The 22833-nt window shown below is 56.6% G+C and carries 20 protein-coding genes; 12 read left to right on the top strand and 8 right to left on the bottom strand.

Features of this window, described 5'->3' with window-relative positions:
• Positions 1-6: 6 nt before the first annotated feature.
• The gene (locus tag O1721_RS19105) at positions 7-1473 is read right to left on the bottom strand and encodes a mannitol dehydrogenase family protein (protein ID WP_032648917.1); all 1467 of its coding nucleotides are present in this window, start codon (positions 1471-1473) and stop codon (positions 7-9) included.
• A 205-nt stretch (positions 1474-1678) separates the two neighbouring features.
• Here O1721_RS19105 and uxuA point away from each other — a divergent pair, with 205 nt between their 5' ends.
• Positions 1679-2869, top strand: a complete 1191-nt coding sequence (gene uxuA / locus O1721_RS19100) for a mannonate dehydratase (protein ID WP_017383391.1) — start codon at positions 1679-1681, stop codon at positions 2867-2869.
• Between the two features lie 116 nt (positions 2870-2985).
• On the opposite strand, the gene yeiP is transcribed toward uxuA, so the two are convergent.
• Positions 2986-3558 (bottom strand): elongation factor P-like protein YeiP, encoded by a 573-nt coding sequence (yeiP, locus tag O1721_RS19095; protein ID WP_003859355.1) that lies wholly within the window; start codon positions 3556-3558, stop codon positions 2986-2988.
• A 164-nt stretch (positions 3559-3722) separates the two neighbouring features.
• Here yeiP and O1721_RS19090 point away from each other — a divergent pair, with 164 nt between their 5' ends.
• Complete coding sequence (locus O1721_RS19090; RefSeq protein ID WP_003859353.1) at positions 3723-3977, top strand: YkgJ family cysteine cluster protein; 255 nt, start codon at positions 3723-3725, stop codon at positions 3975-3977.
• Here the strand turns inward: O1721_RS19090 and setB are convergent.
• Both setB and O1721_RS19080 read right to left on the bottom strand, forming a co-directional pair.
• Positions 3974-5155, bottom strand: a complete 1182-nt coding sequence (gene setB / locus O1721_RS19085) for a sugar efflux transporter SetB (RefSeq protein WP_032648915.1) — start codon at positions 5153-5155, stop codon at positions 3974-3976. The two genes, O1721_RS19090 and setB, sit on opposite strands and share 4 nt — an antisense overlap.
• 103 nt (positions 5156-5258) lie before the next feature.
• On the bottom strand, positions 5259-5438 hold the full coding sequence (locus O1721_RS19080; protein WP_139152746.1) for a hypothetical protein: 180 nt from the start codon (positions 5436-5438) through the stop codon (positions 5259-5261).
• 75 nt (positions 5439-5513) lie between these two features.
• Between O1721_RS19080 and fruB the strand changes: the two genes are divergently transcribed.
• From fruB to fruA, 3 genes are read left to right on the top strand one after another with little or no spacing between them, the layout of a single operon-like run.
• Positions 5514-6644 (top strand): fused PTS fructose transporter subunit IIA/HPr protein, encoded by a 1131-nt coding sequence (gene fruB / locus O1721_RS19075; protein WP_032648914.1) that lies wholly within the window; start codon positions 5514-5516, stop codon positions 6642-6644.
• Positions 6644-7582: a 1-phosphofructokinase gene (gene fruK, locus O1721_RS19070; protein ID WP_006811313.1), complete on the top strand. Its 939-nt coding sequence runs from the start codon at positions 6644-6646 to the stop codon at positions 7580-7582. The genes fruB and fruK overlap by 1 nt, the downstream gene beginning before the upstream one ends.
• A 16-nt stretch (positions 7583-7598) precedes the next feature.
• Positions 7599-9284 (top strand): PTS fructose transporter subunit IIBC, encoded by a 1686-nt coding sequence (gene fruA / locus O1721_RS19065; protein WP_032103241.1) that lies wholly within the window; start codon positions 7599-7601, stop codon positions 9282-9284.
• 73 nt (positions 9285-9357) lie between these two features.
• Here fruA and nfo read toward each other — a convergent pair whose 3' ends face one another.
• A complete protein-coding gene (gene nfo / locus O1721_RS19060; protein WP_017693043.1) occupies positions 9358-10215 on the bottom strand; it encodes a deoxyribonuclease IV in 858 nt (285 codons plus the stop codon).
• A gap of 64 nt (positions 10216-10279) precedes the next feature.
• Positions 10280-11326 carry a YeiH family protein gene (locus tag O1721_RS19055; protein ID WP_017383388.1) on the bottom strand — a complete coding sequence of 349 codons (1047 nt, stop codon included), beginning with the start codon at positions 11324-11326 and terminating at the stop codon, positions 10280-10282.
• Positions 11327-11423: 97 nt separating this feature from the next.
• Here O1721_RS19055 and yieE point away from each other — a divergent pair, with 97 nt between their 5' ends.
• Together yieE and O1721_RS19045 are read left to right on the top strand one after the other, a co-directional pair.
• The gene (gene yieE, locus O1721_RS19050) at positions 11424-12290 is read left to right on the top strand and encodes a DNA-binding transcriptional regulator YeiE (RefSeq protein ID WP_017383387.1); all 867 of its coding nucleotides are present in this window, start codon (positions 11424-11426) and stop codon (positions 12288-12290) included.
• A gap of 180 nt (positions 12291-12470) precedes the next feature.
• Complete coding sequence (locus O1721_RS19045) at positions 12471-13940, top strand: amino acid permease (RefSeq protein WP_006811308.1); 1470 nt, start codon at positions 12471-12473, stop codon at positions 13938-13940.
• A gap of 54 nt (positions 13941-13994) precedes the next feature.
• On the opposite strand, the gene O1721_RS19040 is transcribed toward O1721_RS19045, so the two are convergent.
• On the bottom strand, positions 13995-15980 hold the full coding sequence (locus O1721_RS19040) for a ligand-gated channel protein (protein ID WP_032648913.1): 1986 nt from the start codon (positions 15978-15980) through the stop codon (positions 13995-13997).
• A 267-nt stretch (positions 15981-16247) separates the two neighbouring features.
• A complete protein-coding gene (gene fghA, locus O1721_RS19035; RefSeq protein ID WP_032648912.1) occupies positions 16248-17075 on the bottom strand; it encodes an S-formylglutathione hydrolase in 828 nt (275 codons plus the stop codon).
• A gap of 137 nt (positions 17076-17212) precedes the next feature.
• On the opposite strand from fghA, the gene O1721_RS19030 reads away from it, so the two are divergent.
• From O1721_RS19030 to mglB, 5 genes are all read left to right on the top strand, one after another.
• On the top strand, positions 17213-18361 hold the full coding sequence (locus tag O1721_RS19030; protein WP_017383385.1) for a YbfB/YjiJ family MFS transporter: 1149 nt from the start codon (positions 17213-17215) through the stop codon (positions 18359-18361).
• Positions 18362-18463: 102 nt separating this feature from the next.
• Positions 18464-19132, top strand: coding sequence for a GTP cyclohydrolase I FolE (gene folE / locus O1721_RS19025; RefSeq protein ID WP_015572317.1), 669 nt, complete (start codon positions 18464-18466; stop codon positions 19130-19132).
• Positions 19133-19150: 18 nt separating this feature from the next.
• On the top strand, positions 19151-20308 hold the full coding sequence (yeiB, locus tag O1721_RS19020; RefSeq protein WP_032648910.1) for a DUF418 domain-containing protein YeiB: 1158 nt from the start codon (positions 19151-19153) through the stop codon (positions 20306-20308).
• A gap of 155 nt (positions 20309-20463) precedes the next feature.
• Positions 20464-21486, top strand: a complete 1023-nt coding sequence (galS, locus tag O1721_RS19015; protein WP_032648909.1) for an HTH-type transcriptional regulator GalS — start codon at positions 20464-20466, stop codon at positions 21484-21486.
• Between the two features lie 295 nt (positions 21487-21781).
• A complete protein-coding gene (mglB, locus tag O1721_RS19010) occupies positions 21782-22780 on the top strand; it encodes a galactose/glucose ABC transporter substrate-binding protein MglB (protein ID WP_017383382.1) in 999 nt (332 codons plus the stop codon).
• Positions 22781-22833: the final 53 nt, after the last annotated feature.

Below are 22833 nucleotides of genomic sequence, written 5' to 3'. Positions count from 1 at the left end.
TAATCGCTAAATTTTTAACGTTTCGATAACGGCCTGGCGCGCGCCGAGCCGGACGAGGCGCTGGTACGCGCTGGTGATTGCCTCGACAAAGACAGGGTTTTGCGGCAGGTCGTCGCCAAAGATTTCATTTAGCGTCAGCAGGGCGCTAACGCGTTCTGCGTCGCTGCTGGTAGCGACAATGGCCTGAAACTTGTCGCTCAGCGGATCGCGTACGTCAATGGCGTTGCCCTGTTCGTCCGTACCGCTGACGTAGCGCATCCAGCCCGCCACCCCCAGCGCCAGTAATGGCCAGGCGGTGTTACGCTCAAGATGCATGCGGATCCCTTCCAGCATGCGCTGAGGCAGCTTCTGGCTGCCGTCCATGGCGATTTGCCATGTACGATGCTGTAGGGCCGGGTTGGCGAAGCGGTCAAGCAGGCTGTCAGCATAGGCTGTCAGATCAACGTTGGTGATGCGCAGCGTAGGGGCCTGCTCATTCAGCATCAGCCTGCGGGCCGCCTCGCGGAAACTGTCGTCCTGCATACATTCATTTATGTGCGCGTAGCCGGCAAGGTAGCCCAGATACGCGAGGAAGGAGTGACTGCCGTTCAGCATCCGCAGCTTCATCTGCTCCCAGGGCAGGACATCCTCAACCATCTGTACGCCTGCCACCTCCCACTCCGGACGCCCGGCGACAAAGTTATCTTCCACTACCCACTGAATGAACGGTTCACAGCTGATGGCGCAGGGATCTTCAACGCCAAGTTCCTGGGTGATTTCCGCGAGTGAGACGTCGGTGGCGGCGGGCACGATTCGGTCGACCATGGTACCAGGGAAGCTCACGTGCGCCTCGATCCATGCGGCCAGCTCTGCGGAACGCTTTCCGGCCATGCCGAGAACGGCATTTTTCACCACATGGCCGTTGTCGGGAATATTGTCGCAGGAGAGCACGGTAAACGCCGGCAGGCCCCGCTCGCGGCGGCGATGAAGGGCTTCAACCAGAATACCCGGTGCGGAATGCGGCTCAGACGGGTGCTCAAGATCGTGCAGGATGCGGCTGTTCCGCATATCCAGTTTTCCCGTCGCCGGATCGATACAGTAGCCTTTTTCGGTAATGGTGAGGGAGACAATTGCCACCTGCGGTTCGCAGAATTTCTCAATAATGGCTGCCAGCGAGTCGAGTTTGGCGTTCAGGCACTCTTTTACCGCACCGATAATAATGGGCTGATTGCCTTCGGCACCTTTCTCCAGCACGGTAAACAGATGATCCTGCGCCCGGAGCTGGCCCATAAGGACATCGCCGCTAAAGAGGCTAATCTCACAAATTCCCCAGTCGCCTCCTTTGGCATTCAGTACCCGGTTTGTTAACAACGCCTGATGCGCCCGGTGGAACGCGCCAAAACCGAAATGGACGATGCGGGAGCGTAACTGCTCGCGATCGTAGCGGGGTTGCTGGACATGAGCAGGAAGCGCGGTGGAGGCAATAGTCTTCATGTAATACACACCTGATTAACCATTAATTAACAATGCCAGTGTAAAGTTATATGACAACAAATTAAATTGGTAAGCCGTAAATATCCCTGTTATGTGAGTTTGATCAATCAATGCCGCGTGCTGTATTGACCACTTCGATTAAACATGTATGGTAGTCGTCATTGAAGTAACACATATTGGTATAACAACTTGAGAGGGTGGGGCAATGGAACAAACCTGGCGTTGGTACGGGCCGAACGATCCGGTTTCTCTTGATGATGTGCGTCAGGCTGGCGCAACGGGTGTAGTCACGGCGCTGCATCATATTCCGAACGGTCAGGTGTGGCCGGTAGAGGAAATCCAAAAGCGTCAGGCTCAGCTGGCAGAGAAGGGGTTAACCTGGTCTGTTGTGGAAAGTATTCCGGTTCACGAAGATATCAAAACCCACTCCGGTGAGTGTGATACCTGGATTGCGAATTATCAGCAGAGCATTCGTAACCTGGCAGCCTGTGGTATTGATACCGTCTGCTACAACTTTATGCCGATCCTGGACTGGACGCGTACCGACCTGGAATATGAAATGGCCGATGGTTCGAAGGCGCTGCGTTTCGATCAAATCGCTTTTGCGGCTTTCGAACTGCACATTCTGAAGCGTCCGGGGGCGGAAGCAGACTACACCGCCGAAGAGCAGCAGCAGGCGCTGGCGTGGTTCAATGCCGCCGGTGAAGCGGACATTGAGAAGCTGGTTCGCAATATCATCGCGGGCCTGCCCGGTGCGGAAGAGGGTTATACCCTCGATCAGTTCCGCGCGCGCCTGGCGGAATATGGCGATATCGATAAAAACCAGCTGCGTGAAAACATGGCGCACTTCCTGCGCGCTATCGTGCCGGTGGCAGAAGAAGTCGGCGTGCGGCTGGCGGTTCATCCGGACGATCCACCGCGTCCTATTCTTGGCCTGCCGCGTATCGTGTCTACGATTGAAGATATGCAGTGGCTGAAAGAGACGGTGGACAGCATCTACAACGGCTTTACCATGTGTACGGGCTCGTATGGCGTGCGGGCGGATAACGATCTGGTGCGGATGATCGAAACCTTCGGCGATCGCATTCATTTCACCCACCTGCGTGCAACCTGCCGTGAAGAGAACCCGAAAACCTTCCATGAAGCGGCGCATCTTGGCGGCGACGTGAACATGGTTGCGGTGGTGGATGCCATTCTCTCTGAAGAGGTACGTCGTAAGCAGGCGGGGGATGTACGTCCTATCCCGTTCCGTCCGGATCACGGGCACCAGATGCTGGACGATCTGCGCAAGAAAACGAATCCAGGGTATTCGGCGATTGGCCGTCTGAAAGGGATGGCGGAAGTGCGCGGTATCGAGCTGGCGCTGAAAATGACGAAGTATCCTGAACTTCTTTAAGCCTGATCGCCCGGTGGCGCTACGCTTACCGGGCCTACGAAAAACCGGCTCTGAGGCCGGTTTTTGTGTTTTTGTAGGCCGGGTAAGGCGCAGCCGCCACCCGACAAACGCCGCAATCAGTCAGCACGACCCATATAGCGTTTTTCTTCGATATGGATACGGATTTTCTCGCCCGCTGACAGGTACTCTGGCACCTGTACGACCAGACCGGTAGTCAGGGTAGCCGGTTTGTTACGCGCACTTGCAGACGCGCCTTTGATGCCCGGCGCCGTTTCAACAATTTCCAGATCAACGGTCTGCGGCAGCTCCAGCGCCAGCAGCACGCCATCCCAGGTCAGCACCTGCATGTCCGGCATCCCACCTTCTGGAATAAACAGCAGCTCTTCTTCGATCTGATCTTTAGTGAAGATATACGGGGTGTAATCTTCTTTATCCATGAACACGTATTCGTTGCCGTCGATGTAGGAGAAATCAACGTAGCGACGGGTGAGGGTCACGGTATCGACGATATCGTCGCCTTTAAAACGTTCTTCCACTTTCAGGCCGGTGCGGACATCGGAGAAACGCATTTTGTACAGCGTTGCTGCGCCGCGGGCGCTGGGTGCCTGAATGTCGATATCTTTCACAATCAGCAGTTTGCCGTTGTAATTCAGTACCATACCTTTCTTAATTTCGTTCGCTCTTGGCATTGCAGTAATCCTGTTTACGGGAGGTAAAAAATATCGCGCCAAATTACTCGCGCGCGGCCTTTCAGGCAAGCGGAATTCGTGGGTTTTGCTATCAATACATAAAAGGTGTTACTGTGCGCGCAATGCCCGACTGCGCGGGCATCTGCCACCAACAGAGAGCATGTATGGATTGTCGTTCCGACTGTGGCGCGTGCTGTACCGCACCGTCCATCTCAAGCCCCATTCCAGGCATGCCGGAGGGCAAGCCTGCCAATACCCGCTGCGTTCAGCTCTCTGACACTAACCTGTGCATGATCTTTGGCTCGCCCCTGCGCCCGAAGGTGTGCTCCGGGCTCCAGCCAACCGCCGAAATGTGCGGCAGTACGCGCCAGCAGGCCATCACTTATCTGCTTGAGCTGGAAGCGCTCACCGCGCCTTAGACATCTTTGATTCGCGTCAGGCAGCTCAGCGTCAGGACGCACATCACCAGCGCAATCCAGAACACCGTATGATAGTTCCAGATTTCAGCCACAACGCCCGCCAGTGAGCCTGCAATAATCCAGCCCACGCGGGTGGTATTAGTATAAAGGGTGGTGGCAGAGCCTGCCTGACCCGGCATCAGATCCTGGAAGTAGAGCATGCCGATACCGGCCAGGATACCGATGTAAATGGCGTTCAGCAGCTGTAAAGCAAGAAGCAGGGCTGGCGTATGAACCGTCAGCATACCGACATAAAACAGCAGCCCGGCTACGGCGGCGACGCGCATCAAAAAGCGCTTGCCGAAGCGCTTCGCGTAATAGCCCGCAATCAGCATGGTGGGGATCTCAAGCCCCGCGGCGGTTCCCATCATGATCCCGGCCAGCTTCTCCGGCAGATGCAGCTCATCAATAATAAACAGCGGCATATTAATGATATAGAGGCTGTTGGTTCCCCACATTAGCGTACAGATAATGAATAACAGCAGCGCGTCGCGCCGGTTACGTCGCGGAGCTTCCAGCGTACCGGTCGCCACTTTCGGCTCTTTGCGCATGGAGGGCAGAAAGAACCAGACCATTGCGCCGCATACCACGAAGGCCACGGCTGCGCTGAGGTACATCACCGTAAAGCCAAAAACCATCGCCAGCGCGTAGGCGAGCGGGGGGCCAATCACCCAGGCCAGCGACACCTGCGCGCGCAGTATCGAACTGAACATCACCGCTTCTCGCCCGGTGCGGTCGGCATGCTCGCGGGCAAGGGCGAACATCTGCGGGTTGGCGGTCGAGCCGAAACTGCTCAGGAAGACGCCCACGAACAGCAGAATGAAGTAGTTACGGTTCCAGGCAAACAGCAGGCAGGCAAACACTCCAAGCAGGCAGCAAAAAACGATCAGGCTTTTGCGATCGCCTTTGCGGTCTGATCGCCCGGCAAGAAACTGGCTGACGAAAATGCCGATGATGGCGCTCCCGGTGAAGAAGAAGCCAACCATCGCCGGGCGGGCGTGAACTTCGTTGGTCAGAAACAGGCTCAGCGTAGGCGTTTGTAACGCACCGGCAATACCGGTGAGGAAAGCAACGATCAAAAACGCCGTTGACGTCAAATCAAAAGGCTTTGGTGAGCCGGCAGCGGGGGTGTTATGCATGTTCAGTCTTTGCGAGTAACAGAGAGAGGCGGAGTTTACGCCGCCTGTCATTAAATAAACAGAGGGCAAAATCAAGATTGCCACAATAAATCAAAATAGCATTTCAGTTTATCGCCGTTTCGCTGAAGCGTGCTGAACCTGTTTGCTGAACATCAGCAAAAACCTCCCGACTGAAGAAGAAATGTGCTGCACTTCTAAATTCTGCAACAAGAAATGTAACTTTTCTTGCAACCTTTTGTAGAAAAGACAAGACTTCTTGAAACGTTTCAGCGCTATCTTGCATGTCCTGACGAAGCAGGTTAGCGCTTATTTTCTCAGTTAAGCTGAAACGATTCAATTTCAGCAGGAGAGGAGAATCATGTTCCAGTTATCTGTTCAGGATATTCACCCGGGCGAACAGGCCGGAAATAAAGAAGAGGCTATTCGCCAGGTCGCCGCTGCGCTCGTGCAGGCTGGCAACGTGGCTGACGGCTACGTCAACGGCATGCTGGCGCGTGAACAGCAGACCTCCACCTTCCTCGGTAACGGTATTGCAATTCCGCACGGCACCACGGACACCCGCGATCAGGTGCTGAAAACCGGCGTGCAGGTCTTCCAGTTCCCGCAGGGCGTGCTGTGGGGCGAGGGTCAGGTGGCTTACGTGGCGATCGGCATCGCGGCCAGCGGTGACGAACACCTGGGCCTGCTGCGTCAGCTGACGCACGTGCTGAGTGATGATGCCGTCGCGGAACAGCTTAAATCCGCCACCACTGCTGAAGAGCTGCGTGCCCTGCTGATGGGCGAAAAACAGAGCGAAGCGCTGAAGCTGGATAATGAAACTCTGACGCTGGACGTCGTCGCGTCCGATTTGCTGACGCTCCAGGCGCTTAACGCGGCCCGCCTGAAAGAGGTCGGTGCGGCGGATACCACTTTTGTGACGCGCGCCATCAATGATAAGCCATTAAACCTGGGTCAGGGCATCTGGCTGAACGACAGTGCTGAAGGCAACCTGCGTAGCGCTATCGCGGTCAGCCGTGCTGCGGTTGCCTTTGAGACAGACGGCGAACACGCCGCGATGCTGGTAACGGTTGCCATGGCGGACGATCAGCCGGTTTCCGTGCTGAAGCGTCTGGGCGATCTGCTGCTGAACAATAAAGCTGAAAAACTGCTGAACGCAGACGCGGCGACGGTGCTGGCCCTGCTGACCAGCGACGATGCGCTGACGGATGAACTGCTGAGCGCAGAGTACGTGGTGCGTAACGAACACGGCCTGCATGCCCGTCCGGGCACCATGCTGGTGAATACCATTAAACAATTTGAAAGTGAGATCACTGTGACCAATCTGGACGGTTCGGGTAAACCAGCCAACGGGCGCAGCCTGATGAAAGTAGTCGCGCTGGGCGTGAAGAAAGGCCATCGTCTGCGTTTTACCGCGCAGGGTGCGGATGCTGAACAGGCGCTGAAAGCGATTGGCGACGCCATCGCGGCCGGTCTGGGGGAGGGCGCATAATGAGCAGACGTGTTGCGACCATTACGCTGAACCCGGCTTACGATCTGGTGGGTTTCTGCCCGGAAATTGAGCGTGGCGAAGTCAACCTGGTGCGGACGACCGGCCTGCATGCCGCAGGAAAAGGGATTAACGTGGCGAAGGTGCTGAAAGATCTCGGCATCGACGTCACCGTAGGCGGCTTCCTCGGTAAAGACAACCAGGATGGTTTTCAGCAGTTGTTCAGTGAACTGGGCATCGCTAACCGTTTTCAGGTTGTGCAGGGCCGTACCCGCATCAACGTTAAGCTGACCGAGAAAGACGGTGAAGTGACCGATCTGAACTTCTCCGGCTTCGAAGTGACCCCGGCTGACTGGGAGCGCTTTGTTGCCGATTCCCTGAGCTGGCTGGGCCAGTTTGACATGGTGTGCGTCAGCGGCAGTCTGCCGTCCGGCGTCAGCCCGGAAGCGTTCACCGACTGGATGACGCGCCTGCGCAGCCAGTGCCCGTGCATTATTTTCGACAGCAGTCGCGACGCGCTGGTCGCCGGTCTGAAAGCCTCGCCATGGCTGGTTAAACCTAACCGCCGCGAACTGGAGATCTGGGCGGGCCGTAAGCTGCCAGAATTAAAGGATGTGATTGACGCTGCCCATGCGCTGCGCGAGCAGGGTATCGCTCACGTGGTGATTTCGCTGGGTGCAGAAGGTGCCCTGTGGGTTAACGCCTCCGGGGAATGGATTGCCAAACCGCCTTCAATGGAGGTGGTCAGCACCGTGGGTGCCGGGGATTCGATGGTTGGCGGCCTGATCTACGGTCTGCTGATGCGCGAATCCAGTGAACATACCTTACGTCTTGCTACCGCCGTTGCGGCCCTGGCCGTGAGCCAGAGCAATGTCGGTATTACCGATCGTACCCAGTTAGCCGCGATGATGGCGCGCGTTGACTTAAAACCTTTTAACTAACAGCAGGAGAGGAATAATGAAAACGCTGCTGATCATTGACTCCGGTCTCGGACAGGCTCGTGCCTATATGGCGAAGACCCTGCTGGGCGCGGCGGCACAAAAAGCGCATCTGGATATCATTGATAACCCGGGTGATGCTGAAATGGCGATTGTTCTGGGCGACAAAATCCCCGCTGACAGCGCCCTGAACGGCAAAAAAGTGTGGCTGGGTGATATTAATCGCGCGGTGGCACACCCTGAACTGTTTCTGAGCGAAGCAAAAGGTCATGCGACGGTTTACAGCGCACCTGTTGAGGCGGCGCCGGTTGCCGCCGCTGGGCCGAAACGCATTGTTGCGGTAACGGCCTGCCCGACAGGTGTGGCGCACACCTTTATGGCGGCTGAAGCCATTGAAACCGAAGCGAAAAAACGTGGCTGGTGGGTGAAGGTTGAAACCCGCGGCTCTGTTGGTGCGGGCAATGCCATCACGCCGGAAGAGGTGGCGGAAGCCGATCTGGTGATTGTGGCGGCGGATATCGAAGTGGATCTGGCGAAGTTTGCCGGCAAGCCGATGTACCGCACCTCTACCGGCCTGGCGCTGAAGAAGACCGCGCAGGAGTTTGATAAGGCGCTGGCAGAAGCCAAACCGTATCAGGCAACCGGTGCGGCAAAAACGCCGACCGAAGGCAAGAAAGAGTCTGCCGGTGCCTATCGTCACCTGTTAACGGGCGTGTCTTACATGCTGCCGATGGTAGTGGCGGGCGGCCTGTGCATTGCGCTCTCCTTCGCCTTTGGTATCGAGGCGTTTAAAGAGCCGGGCACGCTGGCGGCTGCGTTGATGCAGATTGGCGGCGGCTCCGCGTTTGCGCTGATGGTGCCGGTGCTGGCGGGCTTTATCGCCTTCTCCATTGCTGACCGTCCGGGTCTGACGCCGGGTCTTATCGGCGGTATGCTCGCCGTGAGCACCGGTTCTGGCTTTATCGGCGGTATCATTGCCGGTTTCCTCGCCGGTTATGTGGCGAAGCTGATCAGCTCGAAGCTGAAGCTACCGCAGAGTATGGAGGCGCTGAAACCTATCCTGATCATCCCGCTGATTTCCAGCCTGGTGGTCGGTCTGGCGATGATTTACCTGATTGGTAAGCCGGTCGCGGGCATTCTGGAAGGTCTGACCCACTGGCTGCAAACCATGGGGACGGCGAACGCGGTGCTGCTGGGCGCAATCCTCGGCGGTATGATGTGTACCGACATGGGTGGTCCGGTGAACAAAGCGGCATATGCGTTTGGCGTTGGCCTGCTGAGTACCCAGACCTACGCGCCGATGGCGGCGATCATGGCGGCCGGTATGGTGCCTCCGCTGGCGCTCGGTCTGGCGACGATTATTGCCCGCCGTAAGTTCGATAAAGCGCAGCAGGAAGGCGGTAAAGCGGCGCTGGTGCTGGGCCTGTGCTTCATCACCGAAGGCGCAATCCCGTTTGCGGCACGCGATCCAATGCGTGTTCTGCCGTGCTGTATCGTGGGTGGTGCGGTGACGGGGGCTATCTCCATGGCGGTAGGTGCGAAACTGATGGCGCCGCACGGCGGTCTGTTCGTCCTGCTCATCCCTGGCGCCATCACGCCGGTGCTGGGTTATCTGCTGGCGATTGTTGCCGGTACGCTGGTGGCAGGCCTGTCTTACGCGGTGCTAAAGCGCCCGGAAGCGGAAGTGGTCGCAAAAGCAGCCTAAAAGAGGTGTCGGGTGGCGGCTTCGCCTTACCCGACCTACAAAAAAGCCGGGTGCGTAAGCAGCCCGGCTTTTTTTATGCCGCCTGTTCAGCGGTTTGCTGCGCCTTCAGCCAGGCAATCTCTTCCGCCCAGATATCCGGGTTAATGGTTTCGAGCACCATCGGAATGCCGTCGAAGCGGGCGTCCTGCATGATAAAGCGGAACGCATCATGGCCGATGTTGCCTTCGCCCAGGCTGTGGTGGCGGTCAACGCGGCTGCCGAACGCGCTTTTCGCATCGTTTAAGTGCATACCGCGAAGGTATTTAAAACCGACAATACGCTCGAACTCCTCGAAGGTATTTTTCGTGGCCTCGGTTGTGCGCAGGTCATAGCCGGCGGCAAAGGCGTGACAGGTATCGATGCACACCCCCACGCGGGATTTATCTTCCACGCCGTCGATGATCGCCGCCAGATGCTCAAACTTAAAGCCGAGGTTGCTGCCCTGACCGGCGGTATTCTCAATCACCGCCGTCACGCCCTGGGTTTTATCCAGCGTCATGTTGATGGACTCGGCGATGCGCGCCAGACAGGCGTCTTCGTCAATCTGCATCAGATGGCTGCCGGGATGGAAGTTCAGCAGCGTCAGCCCCAGCTGTTCACAGCGCTGAACCTCATCCAGGAACGCTTCGCGGGATTTTTCCAGCGCCTCGGCAACCGGGTGACCGAGGTTAATGAGGTAGCTGTCGTGGGGAAGGATTTGGCCAGGCCCATAGTGGTATTTCTCACAGGCGGCTTTGAAATCATCAATCACTTCAGCGGTGAGCGCTGCGGCGCGCCACTGGCGCTGGTTTTTGGTGAACAGGGCGAAAGCGGTCGCCTCGATTTCGGCGGCGCGAATGGCGGCATTCGCAAGGCCACCGGCAGCGCTGACGTGCGCTCCAACATATTTCATAAAAAGACTCCTGTTAACCCGAAATGCCTATGATAGCGGGTTAACAGGAGAAGGACGAGATGGTTTATGCCAACAGGCTGTGCACGGCGAGGTTAATCGCACCACCGCCAACGATTAGCCAGATGAACAGCACCAGCGCCATCAGCAGCGGTTTCGCGCCGGCTTTTTTCAGCGCGCTGACGTGTGTGGTGACGCCCAGCGCCGCCATCGCCATCGCCAGCAGGACCGTATCCAGCGTCACCAGCATATCCACCATTGCTTTTGGCAGCAGGTGGAAAGAGTTGAAGACAGCGACCACGATGAACAGGATCGCAAACCACGGGATGGTGATTTTGCTTTTCTCGCTACCGCCTGCCGGAGCAAGCTGTTTAACCCGCGCCGCGAGGAAAATCAGGAACGGGGCCAGCATCATCACGCGCAGCATTTTGGCGATGACCGCCGCGTTTTCCGCTTCCGGGTTAATGGCGTGACCTGCCGCCACCACCTGCGCCACTTCGTGCATGGTTGAGCCGATATAAATGCCGTAGGTTTCCGGACTAAACCAGTGCGCCACCAGCGGATACATGGCCGGATACAGGAAGATCGCCAGCGTACCGAAGATAACTACCGTCGCGACGGCAACCGTGACTTTACTGGCTTCGGCTTTAACGACGGGTTCTGTTGCCAGTACCGCCGCCGCGCCGCAGATGCTGCTACCCGCACCGATCAGCCAGCTGGTCTGTTTGTCCAGCCCAAAGATCTTCTGGCCGATAAAGCACGCCAGTAAAAAGGTGCTCGAAAGGGTCAGGACGTCAATGGCAATCCCGCTGACACCGACATCCGCAATCTGCGAAAAGGTGAGACGGAAGCCATAAAGGATGATCCCGAGACGTAATAAATGCTGCTTGGCGAAAATCACGCCGCCGTCGCAGGATTTCCAGATGTGTGGATAAACGGTGTTCCCGACCACCATGCCAAGCAGAATGGCCAGCGTCAGGGCGCTGAACCCTGCGCCGGCAACCGCCGGTATACTCCCGCCCCATAAAGCCACGCCGGTAACCACGGCGCTGAGCGCGAGACCCGGCACGAAGTGCCACACTGTACGATGATGTTGTAGGGTGATTTCTGACATAACCTTCTCCTTTGTCTGGCTAAAGGTTACGGCGCTCTGGCTTAAAAATAAAATTGATTATATATTTATAATCAATCTTTATAAGTGGTAAGCAACCATGCACATTACATTGCGTCAGCTGGAAGTTTTTGCCGAGGTGCTGAAAAGCGGCTCGACAACCCAGGCGTCACAAATGCTGGCGCTCTCGCAGTCCGCCGTTAGCGCGGCCTTGACCGATCTTGAAGGGCAACTGGGCGTTCAGCTTTTCGACAGGGTAGGAAAGCGGCTGGTGGTGAACGAACATGGCCGCCTGCTGTACCCGCGTGCCCTGGCCTTGCTGGAGCAGGCAACGGAGATCGAACAGCTGTTCCGCGAGGACAACGGCGCTATTCGCGTCTACGCCAGCAGCACGATCGGTAACTACATCCTGCCGGAAGTGATTGCCCGCTACCGCCGGGATTTTCCGACCCTGCCGCTGGAAATGAGCGTCGGCAACAGCCAGGACGTGATCAACGCGGTGATCGATTTCCGCGTGGACATCGGGCTTATCGAAGGGCCGTGCCACAACGTGGATATCATTGCGGAACCCTGGCTGGAGGATGAGCTGGTGGTGTTTGCCTCCCCGGCCTCATCTTTACTCCAGGGCGAGGTGACGCTGGAGCGTCTGGCGCAGGCGCAGTGGATCTTGCGAGAGCAGGGCTCCGGCACGCGTGAGATTGTCGATTATCTGCTGCTGTCCCATCTGCCGCAGTTCCAGTTAGGGATGGAGTTAGGTAACTCCGAGGCGATTAAGCATGCGGTGCGTCATGGCCTGGGCATTAGCTGTCTTTCCCGACGGGTGATTGCCGAACAGCTGGAGACCGGCTCTCTGGTTGAGATCCCCGTTCCGCTGCCGAAGCTGGTGCGCACGCTGTGGTGCATCCATCATCGTCAGAAACACCTTTCCAGCTCGCTCCAGCGTTTTCTGCGCTACTGCGCCATTTAACGTTCCCCGGTGGCGCTTCGCTTACCGGGGCTATGTGCGCTTATCACCCCACATTTTTATGCTTTACTTATAATCCTGGCCGAGTCATGAAGCTCTCTTATAACTGAGCATTTCTGCCGGAAGCAACGCAGATCGTCTGCTACAATCGCGCCTCATTTATTGAATGGACAGCATTTTCACATGGTTTCAGAAACTAAAACCACAGAAGCGCCCGCGCTACGTCGCGCACTTAAGGCGCGTCACCTGACGATGATCGCCATTGGCGGCTCCATCGGTACGGGTCTTTTCGTTGCCTCTGGCGCAACAATTTCGGCAGCCGGCCCGGGTGGGGCATTATTCTCTTATATCCTGATTGGCCTGATGGTCTACTTCCTGATGACCAGCCTGGGTGAACTGGCGGCATACATGCCGGTGTCTGGTTCGTTTTCGACCTACGGACAAAAATACGTTGAGGAAGGCTTCGGCTTCGCGCTGGGCTGGAACTACTGGTACAACTGGGCGGTGACCATCGCCGTTGACCTCGTCGCCGCACAGCTGGTGATGACCTGGTGGTTCCCGGACACGCCAGGCTGGATCTGGAGCGCCCTGTTCCTGGCGGTCATCTTCCTGCTGAACTACATCTCCGTGCGCGGCTTTGGCGAAGCGGAATACTGGTTCTCTTTGATTAAAGTGGCAACCGTCATCATCTTTATCGTCGTCGGTGTGGCGATGATCGTTGGTATTTTCAAAGGGGCTGAACCGGCGGGCTGGAGTAACTGGACTATAGGCGATGCGCCGTTTGCCGGGGGCTTCTCGGCGATGATTGGCGTGGCGATGATTGTCGGCTTCTCCTTCCAGGGTACCGAGCTGATTGGTATCGCGGCCGGTGAATCCGAAAACCCGGAGAAGAACATTCCGCGCGCGGTGCGTCAGGTGTTCTGGCGTATCCTGCTGTTCTATGTGTTCGCGATCCTGATTATCAGCCTGATTATTCCGTATACCGACCCAAGCCTGCTGCGTAACGATGTGAAAGACATCAGCGTCAGCCCGTTCACGCTGGTCTTCCAGCACGCGGGTCTGCTCTCTGCCGCGGCGGTGATGAACGCGGTGATCCTGACGGCGGTACTGTCTGCGGGTAACTCCGGGATGTACGCCTCCACCCGCATGCTCTACACCCTGGCCTGCGACGGTAAAGCGCCGCGTATTTTCTCGAAACTGTCTCGCGGTGGCGTGCCGCGCAACGCGCTGTATGCGACCACGGTGATTGCGGGTCTCTGTTTCCTGACCTCCATGTTCGGCAATCAGACGGTCTACCTGTGGCTGCTTAACACCTCTGGTATGACGGGCTTCATTGCCTGGCTGGGCATTGCCATCAGCCACTACCGTTTCCGTCGCGGGTACGTCAAGCAGGGGCATGATCTGAATAATCTGCCGTACCGGTCAGGGTTCTTCCCGCTGGGGCCGATCTTCGCCTTCGTTCTGTGCCTGATTATTACCCTGGGTCAGAACTATGAGGCCTTCCTTGCGGACACCATTGACTGGGGCGCCGTCACGGCCACCTATATTGGCATTCCGCTGTTCCTGATCATCTGGTTTGGCTACAAACTGACGAAAGGAACACGCTTCGTTCGCTACAGTGAAATGGATTTCCCGGAACGATTTAAACAATAACCGCACTTCCTCTTTTTTAGCCCGCTCAGTTGAGCGGGCTTTTTTATGGGCAGATCAGAAGCTGTAGGTCATGCCGACGGTGTAGCGACGGCCATCCAGCACGGTGTCATACGTATCGTAATCAATCTGCTTATCGAGCACGTTATACACACCGGCAGTAACCAGCAGGTTTTTGTTGGCGTTGTAGCGCATACCGACATCAACCTGAGTGTAGGACGGCGTACCCTGGGACATTGACGTGCGGCTCAGGTACTCAGACGTTTTACCGCGCAGGTTCAGACGGCTCCAGAATCCGACATCTGGCGTCGCCTGCCAGTCCAGGGTGGTGTTGAACATGTGTTTCGGCATTTTGTTCAGTGGCTTGCCGGAGAACTGGCCGCTCTTCTGCTCAGACTCCGTATAGGTGTAGTTTGCAGTCCAGTTCACATCGCGCGTGATTTTCCACCCGAAGGAGGACTCCACACCGCGCATGTTGGCTTTGTCCACGTTGACGCGATCGCTGACGAAATCATAGCTGTGATCGCCAATCGTACAGGCGGGATCGGCGCTGCTGTTACAGCGGCGAACTTCCGTAATCTTGTCCTTGAAGTCGGTATTAAACAGCGTTACGCCGGCATTCAGGTTATCGTTGTTATCCCAGAGCAGGGCGAGCTCTTCGCTCAGGCTCTTCTCTGGTTTCAGATCCGGGTTGCCAACGATGATACCGTCAAGACGGCCGCCACCCGTTACCTGGCCCCAGCTGGCAGACGACTGACGCAGATCCGGCGCACGATAGCCAGCCGAAACCCCGCCTTTTAACGTCCACTGATCGGCCAGGTGCCATACGCCGTAACCGCGCGGCGTCCAGTTAGTACCGTAGTTTTGGTCTTTGTCCATACGCAGACCGCCGGTCAACGTAAAGCTTTCCGTCATTGCCCATTCATCTTCGGCAAACAGGGCCCAGCTCCAGCGCGTCAGTTTGTTCAGTCCGTCAGCAGCTTCCAGCTGATTACCCTTGTCGCGCAGTTTCTCATAACGATACTGCCCGCCGAGGGTCAACGTATGATCGCCGAGGAAAATCTGGTTCTGGTTGTTGAAGGTGGTGTTATAGGAGCGCATTTTGCGACCTGGATTATTGGTCTCTTCCTGCTGGATATAGCTGGTGGTATTGAAGTCGTCGTAATACCCGTTGTGCGTTAAGGAGTAGGTCGTGTGCTCATAGCGCGAGTCGCTTTTGGTATTTGGCGTACAGGTTGTTCCCCGGCAGGTTTCAGCCGCTTTCGACATCCCCGGGGTGCTGTTTCTGTCCTGAAGCTCGCGAGCAAAGTCGAGGTCGAAATCGTTCTTCTCGTCCGGCGTGAAGTTCAGCGTAATGCCACCGTTACGCATTTTCTGCTCGTTATAGCCGTTCACGATTTTATCTTCTGCGCGGCGTGACAACAGCCCCGTCACTTTTGCGCCCAGCAGTCCGTCGATCAGGGGACCAGAAGCGTAGGCGTTGGTCTGGAAGATATCGCCGGAATCATTGTTTTCCTGGAAGGTCGCATCGCCATGCAACGAACCGGTCCAGGCTTTAGTGTTCGAGACTTTTTTGGTAATGACGTTAATTACGCCACCCATAGCATCGGAGCCGTAAAGCGAGGACATCGGGCCGCGGATGACCTCGATGCGCTCAATGGACTCCAGCGGCGGCAGCCAGCCTTGTTCAATACCCGAGTTGTCGCTGTTGGGGCGGGTGCTTCGCGTACTGACGCGTTTGCCGTTCACCAGGAACAGGGTGTACTGAGAGGCCATGCCGCGAATACTGATATCACTGCTGCTCCCGCCGCCAGTGACGACAACGCCCGGGACGTCTCTCAGGGCATCGGTAACATCACGGTAGGCTTTATCTTCAATCTGCTGTTTTGAAATCACAGAGATGGAGGCGGGGGCATTCTGGATCTTTTGTTCAAAACCCGTCGCGGTGACGACAACGGTGTCCTGATCGGCTGCGTGAACGAAGGGGGAACATGTGGCAGCGCCAATGGCGACGGCCAGGAGCTTAATGCGCGGTATTGTCATTTGTACATTCCGTATAAAAATGAATAAAACTCCATCGGGATAACCCTGAGAACTGTATGTTTTTGTCTTGTAAGAACTCTTTGAGATGGAGAAGAGCCTGGAATTGTACAAAAGAATGTAGAATTGCAAACACAAATGATAATTGAAATCATTTGTGTTTGGGTGTCGGCGACAGAAATCAGGCTGGATTCAAGCGGATAGAAGTATGTAAAGAGGGGGAGGGGAAGACCCGGTAGGCAGGAGGCGCTACCGGGCAAAAGGCGGAACTTATCTGAACAGATGCTCCGCATGGAAGCGGAGATGATCCTCAATAAAGGACGCTATGAAGTAATAGCTGTGGTCGTATCCCGGCTGAATGCGCAGCGTTAGCGGCCAGTCCTTCTGGCGCGCGGCTTCCGCCAGCACCGCAGGCTGTAGCTGTCCGGCGAGGAACTGATCCGCATCGCCCTGATCGATAAGCATTGGGATCGCATTCACCGAATCGCTCGCCAGCATCAACGCGCAGCTGTCCCATTCCTGCCATTTTTCTGCATCTTCACCCAGATAGTGCGTAAAGGCTTTTTGCCCCCACGGCACCTGCGTTGGGTTCACAATCGGCGCAAATGCGGACACGCTGGTGTATTTCCCCGGATTTTTCAGCGCCATTATCAGCGCCCCGTGGCCACCCATCGAATGTCCGCTTATCGCGCAGCGCTCGCTGACCGCGAACTGAGAGTGCACCAGGGCAGGCAGTTCATCGCGAATGTAGTCATACATGCGGTAATGGCTCGCCCACGGTTGTTCCGTGGCGTTGAGATAGAACCCGGCGCCTTTACCCAAATCGTATCCGGCATCGTCGGCCACGTCATCGCCACGCGGGCTGGTATCTGGCATCACCAGCGCAATGCCCAGTTCGGCGGCAATACGCTGGGCACCCGCTTTGGTGGTGAAGTTTTCGTCGTTGCAGGTCAGGCCTGAAAGCCAGTACAGCACCGGTGGATTGTCCGCAGGGGGCAGGAAAATGCTGAACGTCATAGCACAATTCAGCGTGGTGGAGTCGTGCCGCCAGCGCTGCTGTCGACCTTCAAAACAACGATGCTCTTCGAGCAGTTCCATGCAGGGCTCCTTAAAGGTAAGACGATTCATAAAACGCATAATACAGAGTTTTCATTGACCTGTGAGCAACTTTCACTTTCGCAGGACGGCGAGATGTTGCATCATAAATTTACTTTTCTTTAACAATTGGAGCGATCATGGCGCTGCGTATCGCGCTCAGCGGATTTGTGGTTCTGGTCGTGGCGATGGGGATAGGGCGCTTCGCCTTCACGCCTCAGGTGCCGCTGATGATAGCCGCCGGGCAACTCACGCTTACCAGCGCGGGGCTGGTGGCGGCAATGAACTATCTGGGCTATCTGGTGGGGGCATGGGATGCCATGCGCGCCCATCGCTTCGTTGAAACGCGTCTCTGGCTTGGCATCACCGGTGCGGTGGCGCTAACGCTGCTCTCCGCGGCGGCAGATAATGCCGTTGTTCACGGTCTGCTGCGCTTTGTGATCGGCTGCATGAGCGGCTGGTCGATGGTGCTGATTGCCGCCTGGACCAACGAGCGGCTGGGGCAGCTGGGCAAACCGGGACTCAGTGCGGCCGTCTTTGCCGGACCCGGGGCCGGCATCGCCCTGAGCGGCCTGCTGGCGGTCTATATTCAGGCGAAATCCTTGTCCGCCGGGGCGGCATGGCAAATCTACGGCGTACTGGCGCTGGTGCTGATTGTGCTGGTGGCGCGCTACCTGCCGCGGTCCGGGCAGCTCCATCGGCCCGGTACCGCGCCTGAACCGCTGCTGCTGACCGCAGATCTCAAGCGTCTGGTCTGGAGCTACAGCCTGGCAGGGTTCGGCTATATCCTCCCGGCGACCTTTTTATCGCAAATGGCGGCGGTGCGTTTTCCCGGCAGCCTGTTTGCCCAGTTTGTCTGGCCGATATTTGGCGCCGCCTCGGTGGTGGGAATTGCGCTCAGCATTGCCCTGCGGCATACATCAAGCGCTAACCGCAGGCTGGCGATTGTTCTGTGGTTACAGGGGATTGGCGTGCTGGCGGCCTGGCTGCTGCCGGGCATAGGCGGCTTGCTGACGGGTGGGCTGCTGGTGGGCGGCGGGTTCCTCTGCGCCGTGCAGCTCTCTCTTTTGTACGGTCGCGAGCTGGCGCCAGACCACACGCGTTATATGGCGGGACTGCTCACCACCGGGTATGCCATTGGTCAGCTGGTGGGGCCGGTCACGTCGGCACTGTCGACCTGGCTCACACATCGGCTGGAACCTGCGCTGGGGCTGGCGGGGATCGCGCTGTTCGTTGGCGGAGCGTTAGTCTGGAACCGTCAGGCTGAAAGGCAACAGCAATTGCAATAATTATCGTCGTGAATACTGGATTATGTGCGTCGCCTCACGCACAATGAGCGCACACTTTTGCCACAACGAGGGCAAAAGACGCCACACCTGCAGGAGAAAAGAATGTCATCACTCAGTAAAGAAGCAGCCCTTGTCCATGAAGCGCTGGTTGCGCGCGGTCTTGAAACGCCACTGCGCCCGCCCGTGCAGGAGCTGGACAATGATACCCGCAAGAGTCTGATCGCCGGCCATATGACGGAGATCATGCAACTGCTGAATCTCGATCTGAGCGACGACAGCCTGATGGAGACGCCGCACCGCATCGCGAAGATGTACGTCGACGAAATTTTCTCCGGCCTGGATTACGCGAACTTCCCGAAAATCACCGTCATTGAAAATAAGATGAAGGTCGATGAGATGGTGACGGTACGCGATATCACGCTGACCAGCACCTGCGAGCATCACTTTGTGACCATCGATGGTAAAGCGACGGTGGCCTATATTCCAAAAGATACGGTCATTGGCCTGTCCAAGATCAACCGCATCGTGCAGTTTTTTGCCCAGCGTCCGCAGGTGCAGGAGCGTCTGACGCAGCAGATCCTGACCGCACTGCAAACTCTGTTGGGTACTAACAACGTGGCGGTGTCTATCGACGCGGTGCACTACTGCGTGAAGGCGCGCGGCGTGCGTGATGCAACCAGCGCAACCACCACCACTTCGCTGGGCGGCCTGTTCAAATCGAGCCAGAACACCCGCCAGGAGTTCCTGCGCGCCGTGCGTCACCACAACTAATCAGACAGGGCAGGGACCATGGAGCGAAACGTCACGCTCGATTTTGTTCGCGGCGTCGCCATTCTCGGTATCCTGCTGCTGAATATCAGCGCCTTCGGTCTGCCGAAGGCCGCTTATCTGAATCCTGCGTGGTATGGCGACATCACGCGCAGCGACGCCTGGACGTGGGCAATCCTCGATCTCTTTGCACAGGTTAAATTCCTGACCCTCTTTGCGCTTCTGTTTGGCGCGGGACTTCAGCTTCTCCTCAAACGCGGTACGCGCTGGATCCAGTCGCGTTTAACGCTGCTGGTTATCCTCGGTTTTATTCACGGGCTGCTGTTCTGGGACGGCGATATTCTGCTCGCGTATGGTCTGGTGGGGCTGATTTGCTGGCGGCTGATCCGCGACGCGCCCGGTGTGAAAAGCCTGTTTAATACCGGCGTGATGCTCTATGTCATGGGACTGGCCGTGTTATTGCTGCTTGGCATGATTGCCGATGCTTCCACCAGTCGTTCATGGATCCCGGATGCGGCCAACCTGCAATATGAGCAGTTCTGGAAGCTGAAAGGCGGCATGGAAGCGATAGGCAACCGGGCCGATATGCTCGGCGATAATCTGCTGGCGCTGGGCGCGCAATACGGCTGGCAGCTGGCGGGGATGATGCTGATGGGCGCAGCCCTGATGCGCACCGGCTGGCTGAAAGGGGAATTTAGCCTGCGACACTATCGTCGTACGGGAGCAGGGCTGGTGCTGCTCGGCGTGATCATCAACCTCCCGGCGGTGATGATGCAGTGGCATCTTCAGTGGGATTACCGCTGGTGTGCATTCCTGTTGCAGGTGCCGCGCGAACTGAGCGCGCCGTTTCAGACTATTGGGTATGCGGCGCTGATCTACGGCTTCTGGCTCCAGCTTTCCCGCCTGTGGATCGTCAGTGCGGTGGCCTGCGTTGGGCGGATGGCGTTAAGCAATTACATCCTGCAAACGCTGATATGCACCACGCTTTTCTACCGATTCGGCCTGTTTATGAAATTCGACCGCCTGACGCTGCTGGCGTTTGTTATTCCGGTCTGGATTGTTAACGTGGTGTTTTCGGTTGTCTGGCTGCGTTTTTTCCGCCAGGGCCCGCTGGAATGGGCATGGCGACGGTTAACCGCCCGTGCTTCGGGCGTGTCATTGCGTAATACATCCAGATAACGATCTGGATCACAATCATTAACAAAACGGATGTAAGCGTTTTCATCTGTGTGAGCTTCTTCACGTAGTCTCCTCTCTCTCGCTGCCAGAATAGCCACCTTGCTAAACACAGGGGGTGTCTGTGAGTTGCTGCAATCCTTTAAAGGGTGGTGAATATGATCACCATTCGTGACGTCGCCCGCCAGGCGGGTGTTTCTGTTGCTACTGTCTCCCGCGTGCTGAACAACAGTGCGCTGGTCAGCTCTGAAACGCGTGAAACCGTAATGAAAGCCGTGACCCAACTGGGGTACCGGCCAAACGCTAATGCCCAGGCGCTGGCGACGCAGGTCAGCGATACCATTGGCGTAGTGGTGATGGACGTGTCGGACGCCTTCTTCGGCGCGCTGGTCAAAGCGGTGGACGTCGTTGCCCAGCAGCACCAGAAATATGTGCTGATTGGCAACAGCTATCACGAGGCTGAAAAAGAGCGTTATGCCATTGAGGTACTGATCCGCCAGCGCTGTAACGCCCTGATTGTGCACTCTAAAGCCCTGAGTGATGAAGAGCTGGCCGGGTTTATGGAGCAGATCCCCGGCATGGTGCTGATCAACCGTATCGTCCCCGGCTACGCGCACCGCTGCGTCGGTCTGGATAACATCAGCGGCGCGATGATGGCGACGCGGATGCTCATCAGCAACGGCCATCAGCGCATTGGTTATCTGGCCTCCAGCCACGGTATTGAAGACGACATGATGCGCCGCGAGGGCTGGCAAAACGCCCTGAAAGAGCAGGGCATTGCGCCGCTGGAAAGCTGGGTAGGTACCGGTTCGCCGGACATGCAGGGCGGTGAAGCGGCAATGGTGGAACTGCTGGGGCGTAATCTTCAGCTGACGGCCGTGTTTGCCTATAACGACAGCATGGCGGCAGGTGCGCTTACCGCGCTGAAAGACAACGGCATTGCGGTGCCGCAGCATTTATCGCTGATCGGCTTTGACGATATCCCGATTGCCCGTTACACCGATCCGCAGCTGACAACGGTGCGTTACCCCATTGCGTCGATGGCGAAACTGGCGACAGAGCTGGCGTTACAGGGGGCGGCAGGGCTGTTAGATCCTGACGCAACGCATTGTTTTATGCCGACTTTAGTACGCCGCCATTCGGTCGCTATCCGACAAACTGTGGCTCCGATCACTAACTGATAACATCACGTGATGTAACCGTTTTCAATCTGTGAGTAAATTCACAGTATCTTAACAAGCCGCTGTCTATGATGTCAGCGTTTTAGGGGCTGAAACACAATGTAACGGTGATTATTCACTTTTACCGTTACCAGCATGCCTCAAACAACGAATAAAACGCATTTCTGGAGCGTTACCGAACACGGAAGCTGGACATTTTATAAGTGAACTTCGGCGATCAGTAACGTTTTATTAACTTCTGCCCGCCGACCGTTTTTCACAAGAACTACCCTGCATAAAAAAAACCGGAGATACCATGAATAAGAAGGTGTTGACTCTGTCTGCTGTCATGGCAAGCATGCTTTTTGGCGCAGCAGCGCACGCAGCGGATACCCGTATTGGCGTGACTATCTATAAATACGACGACAACTTCATGTCCGTTGTGCGTAAAGCAATTGAAAAAGATGCTAAATCAGCGCCAGACGTGCAGCTGCTGATGAATGACTCCCAGAATGACCAGTCCAAACAGAACGATCAGATTGACGTTCTTCTGGCAAAAGGCGTGAAAGCGCTGGCTATTAACCTGGTTGACCCGGCGGCGGCAGGCACGGTGATCGAGAAAGCGCGCGGCCAGAACGTGCCAATTGTCTTCTTCAACAAAGAACCTTCCCGTAAGGCGCTGGACAGCTACGACAAAGCGTATTACGTGGGTACCGACTCCAAAGAGTCCGGGATTATCCAGGGCGATCTGATTGCGAAACACTGGGCGGCGAACCCGAACTGGGATCTGAACAAAGATGGTCAGATTCAGTTCGTTCTGCTGAAAGGCGAACCGGGCCATCCGGATGCTGAAGCACGTACCACCTACGTTATTAAAGAGCTGAACGACAAGGGCCTGAAAACCCAGCAGCTGGCGTTAGACACCGCAATGTGGGACACCGCTCAGGCGAAAGATAAGATGGACGCGTGGCTCTCTGGTCCGAACGCCAACAAAATTGAAGTGGTCATCGCCAACAACGATGCGATGGCAATGGGTGCGGTAGAAGCGCTGAAAGCCCACAACAAATCCGCCATTCCTGTATTCGGTGTGGATGCCCTGCCAGAAGCGCTGGCGCTGGTGAAATCTGGCGCTATGGCCGGTACCGTGCTGAACGATGCCAACAACCAGGCGAAAGCCACCTTCGATCTGGCGAAAAACCTGGCCGACGGTAAAGGCGCCGCTGACGGGACTAACTGGAAAATTGACAACAAAATCGTTCGCGTTCCTTACGTGGGCGTAGACCAGTCCAACCTGGCTGAGTTTATCGGTAAATAAGTTATCTGCATTGTCTTCACTGGGCGCAATTCGTTGCGCCCTTTTATAACGCG

The sequence above is a fragment of the Enterobacter cloacae complex sp. HYC033_NIDB genome, assembly GCF_056673335.1.
Note: the sequence above shows the minus strand (reverse complement) of the source record. Positions and strands in the feature narration are given on the sequence as shown.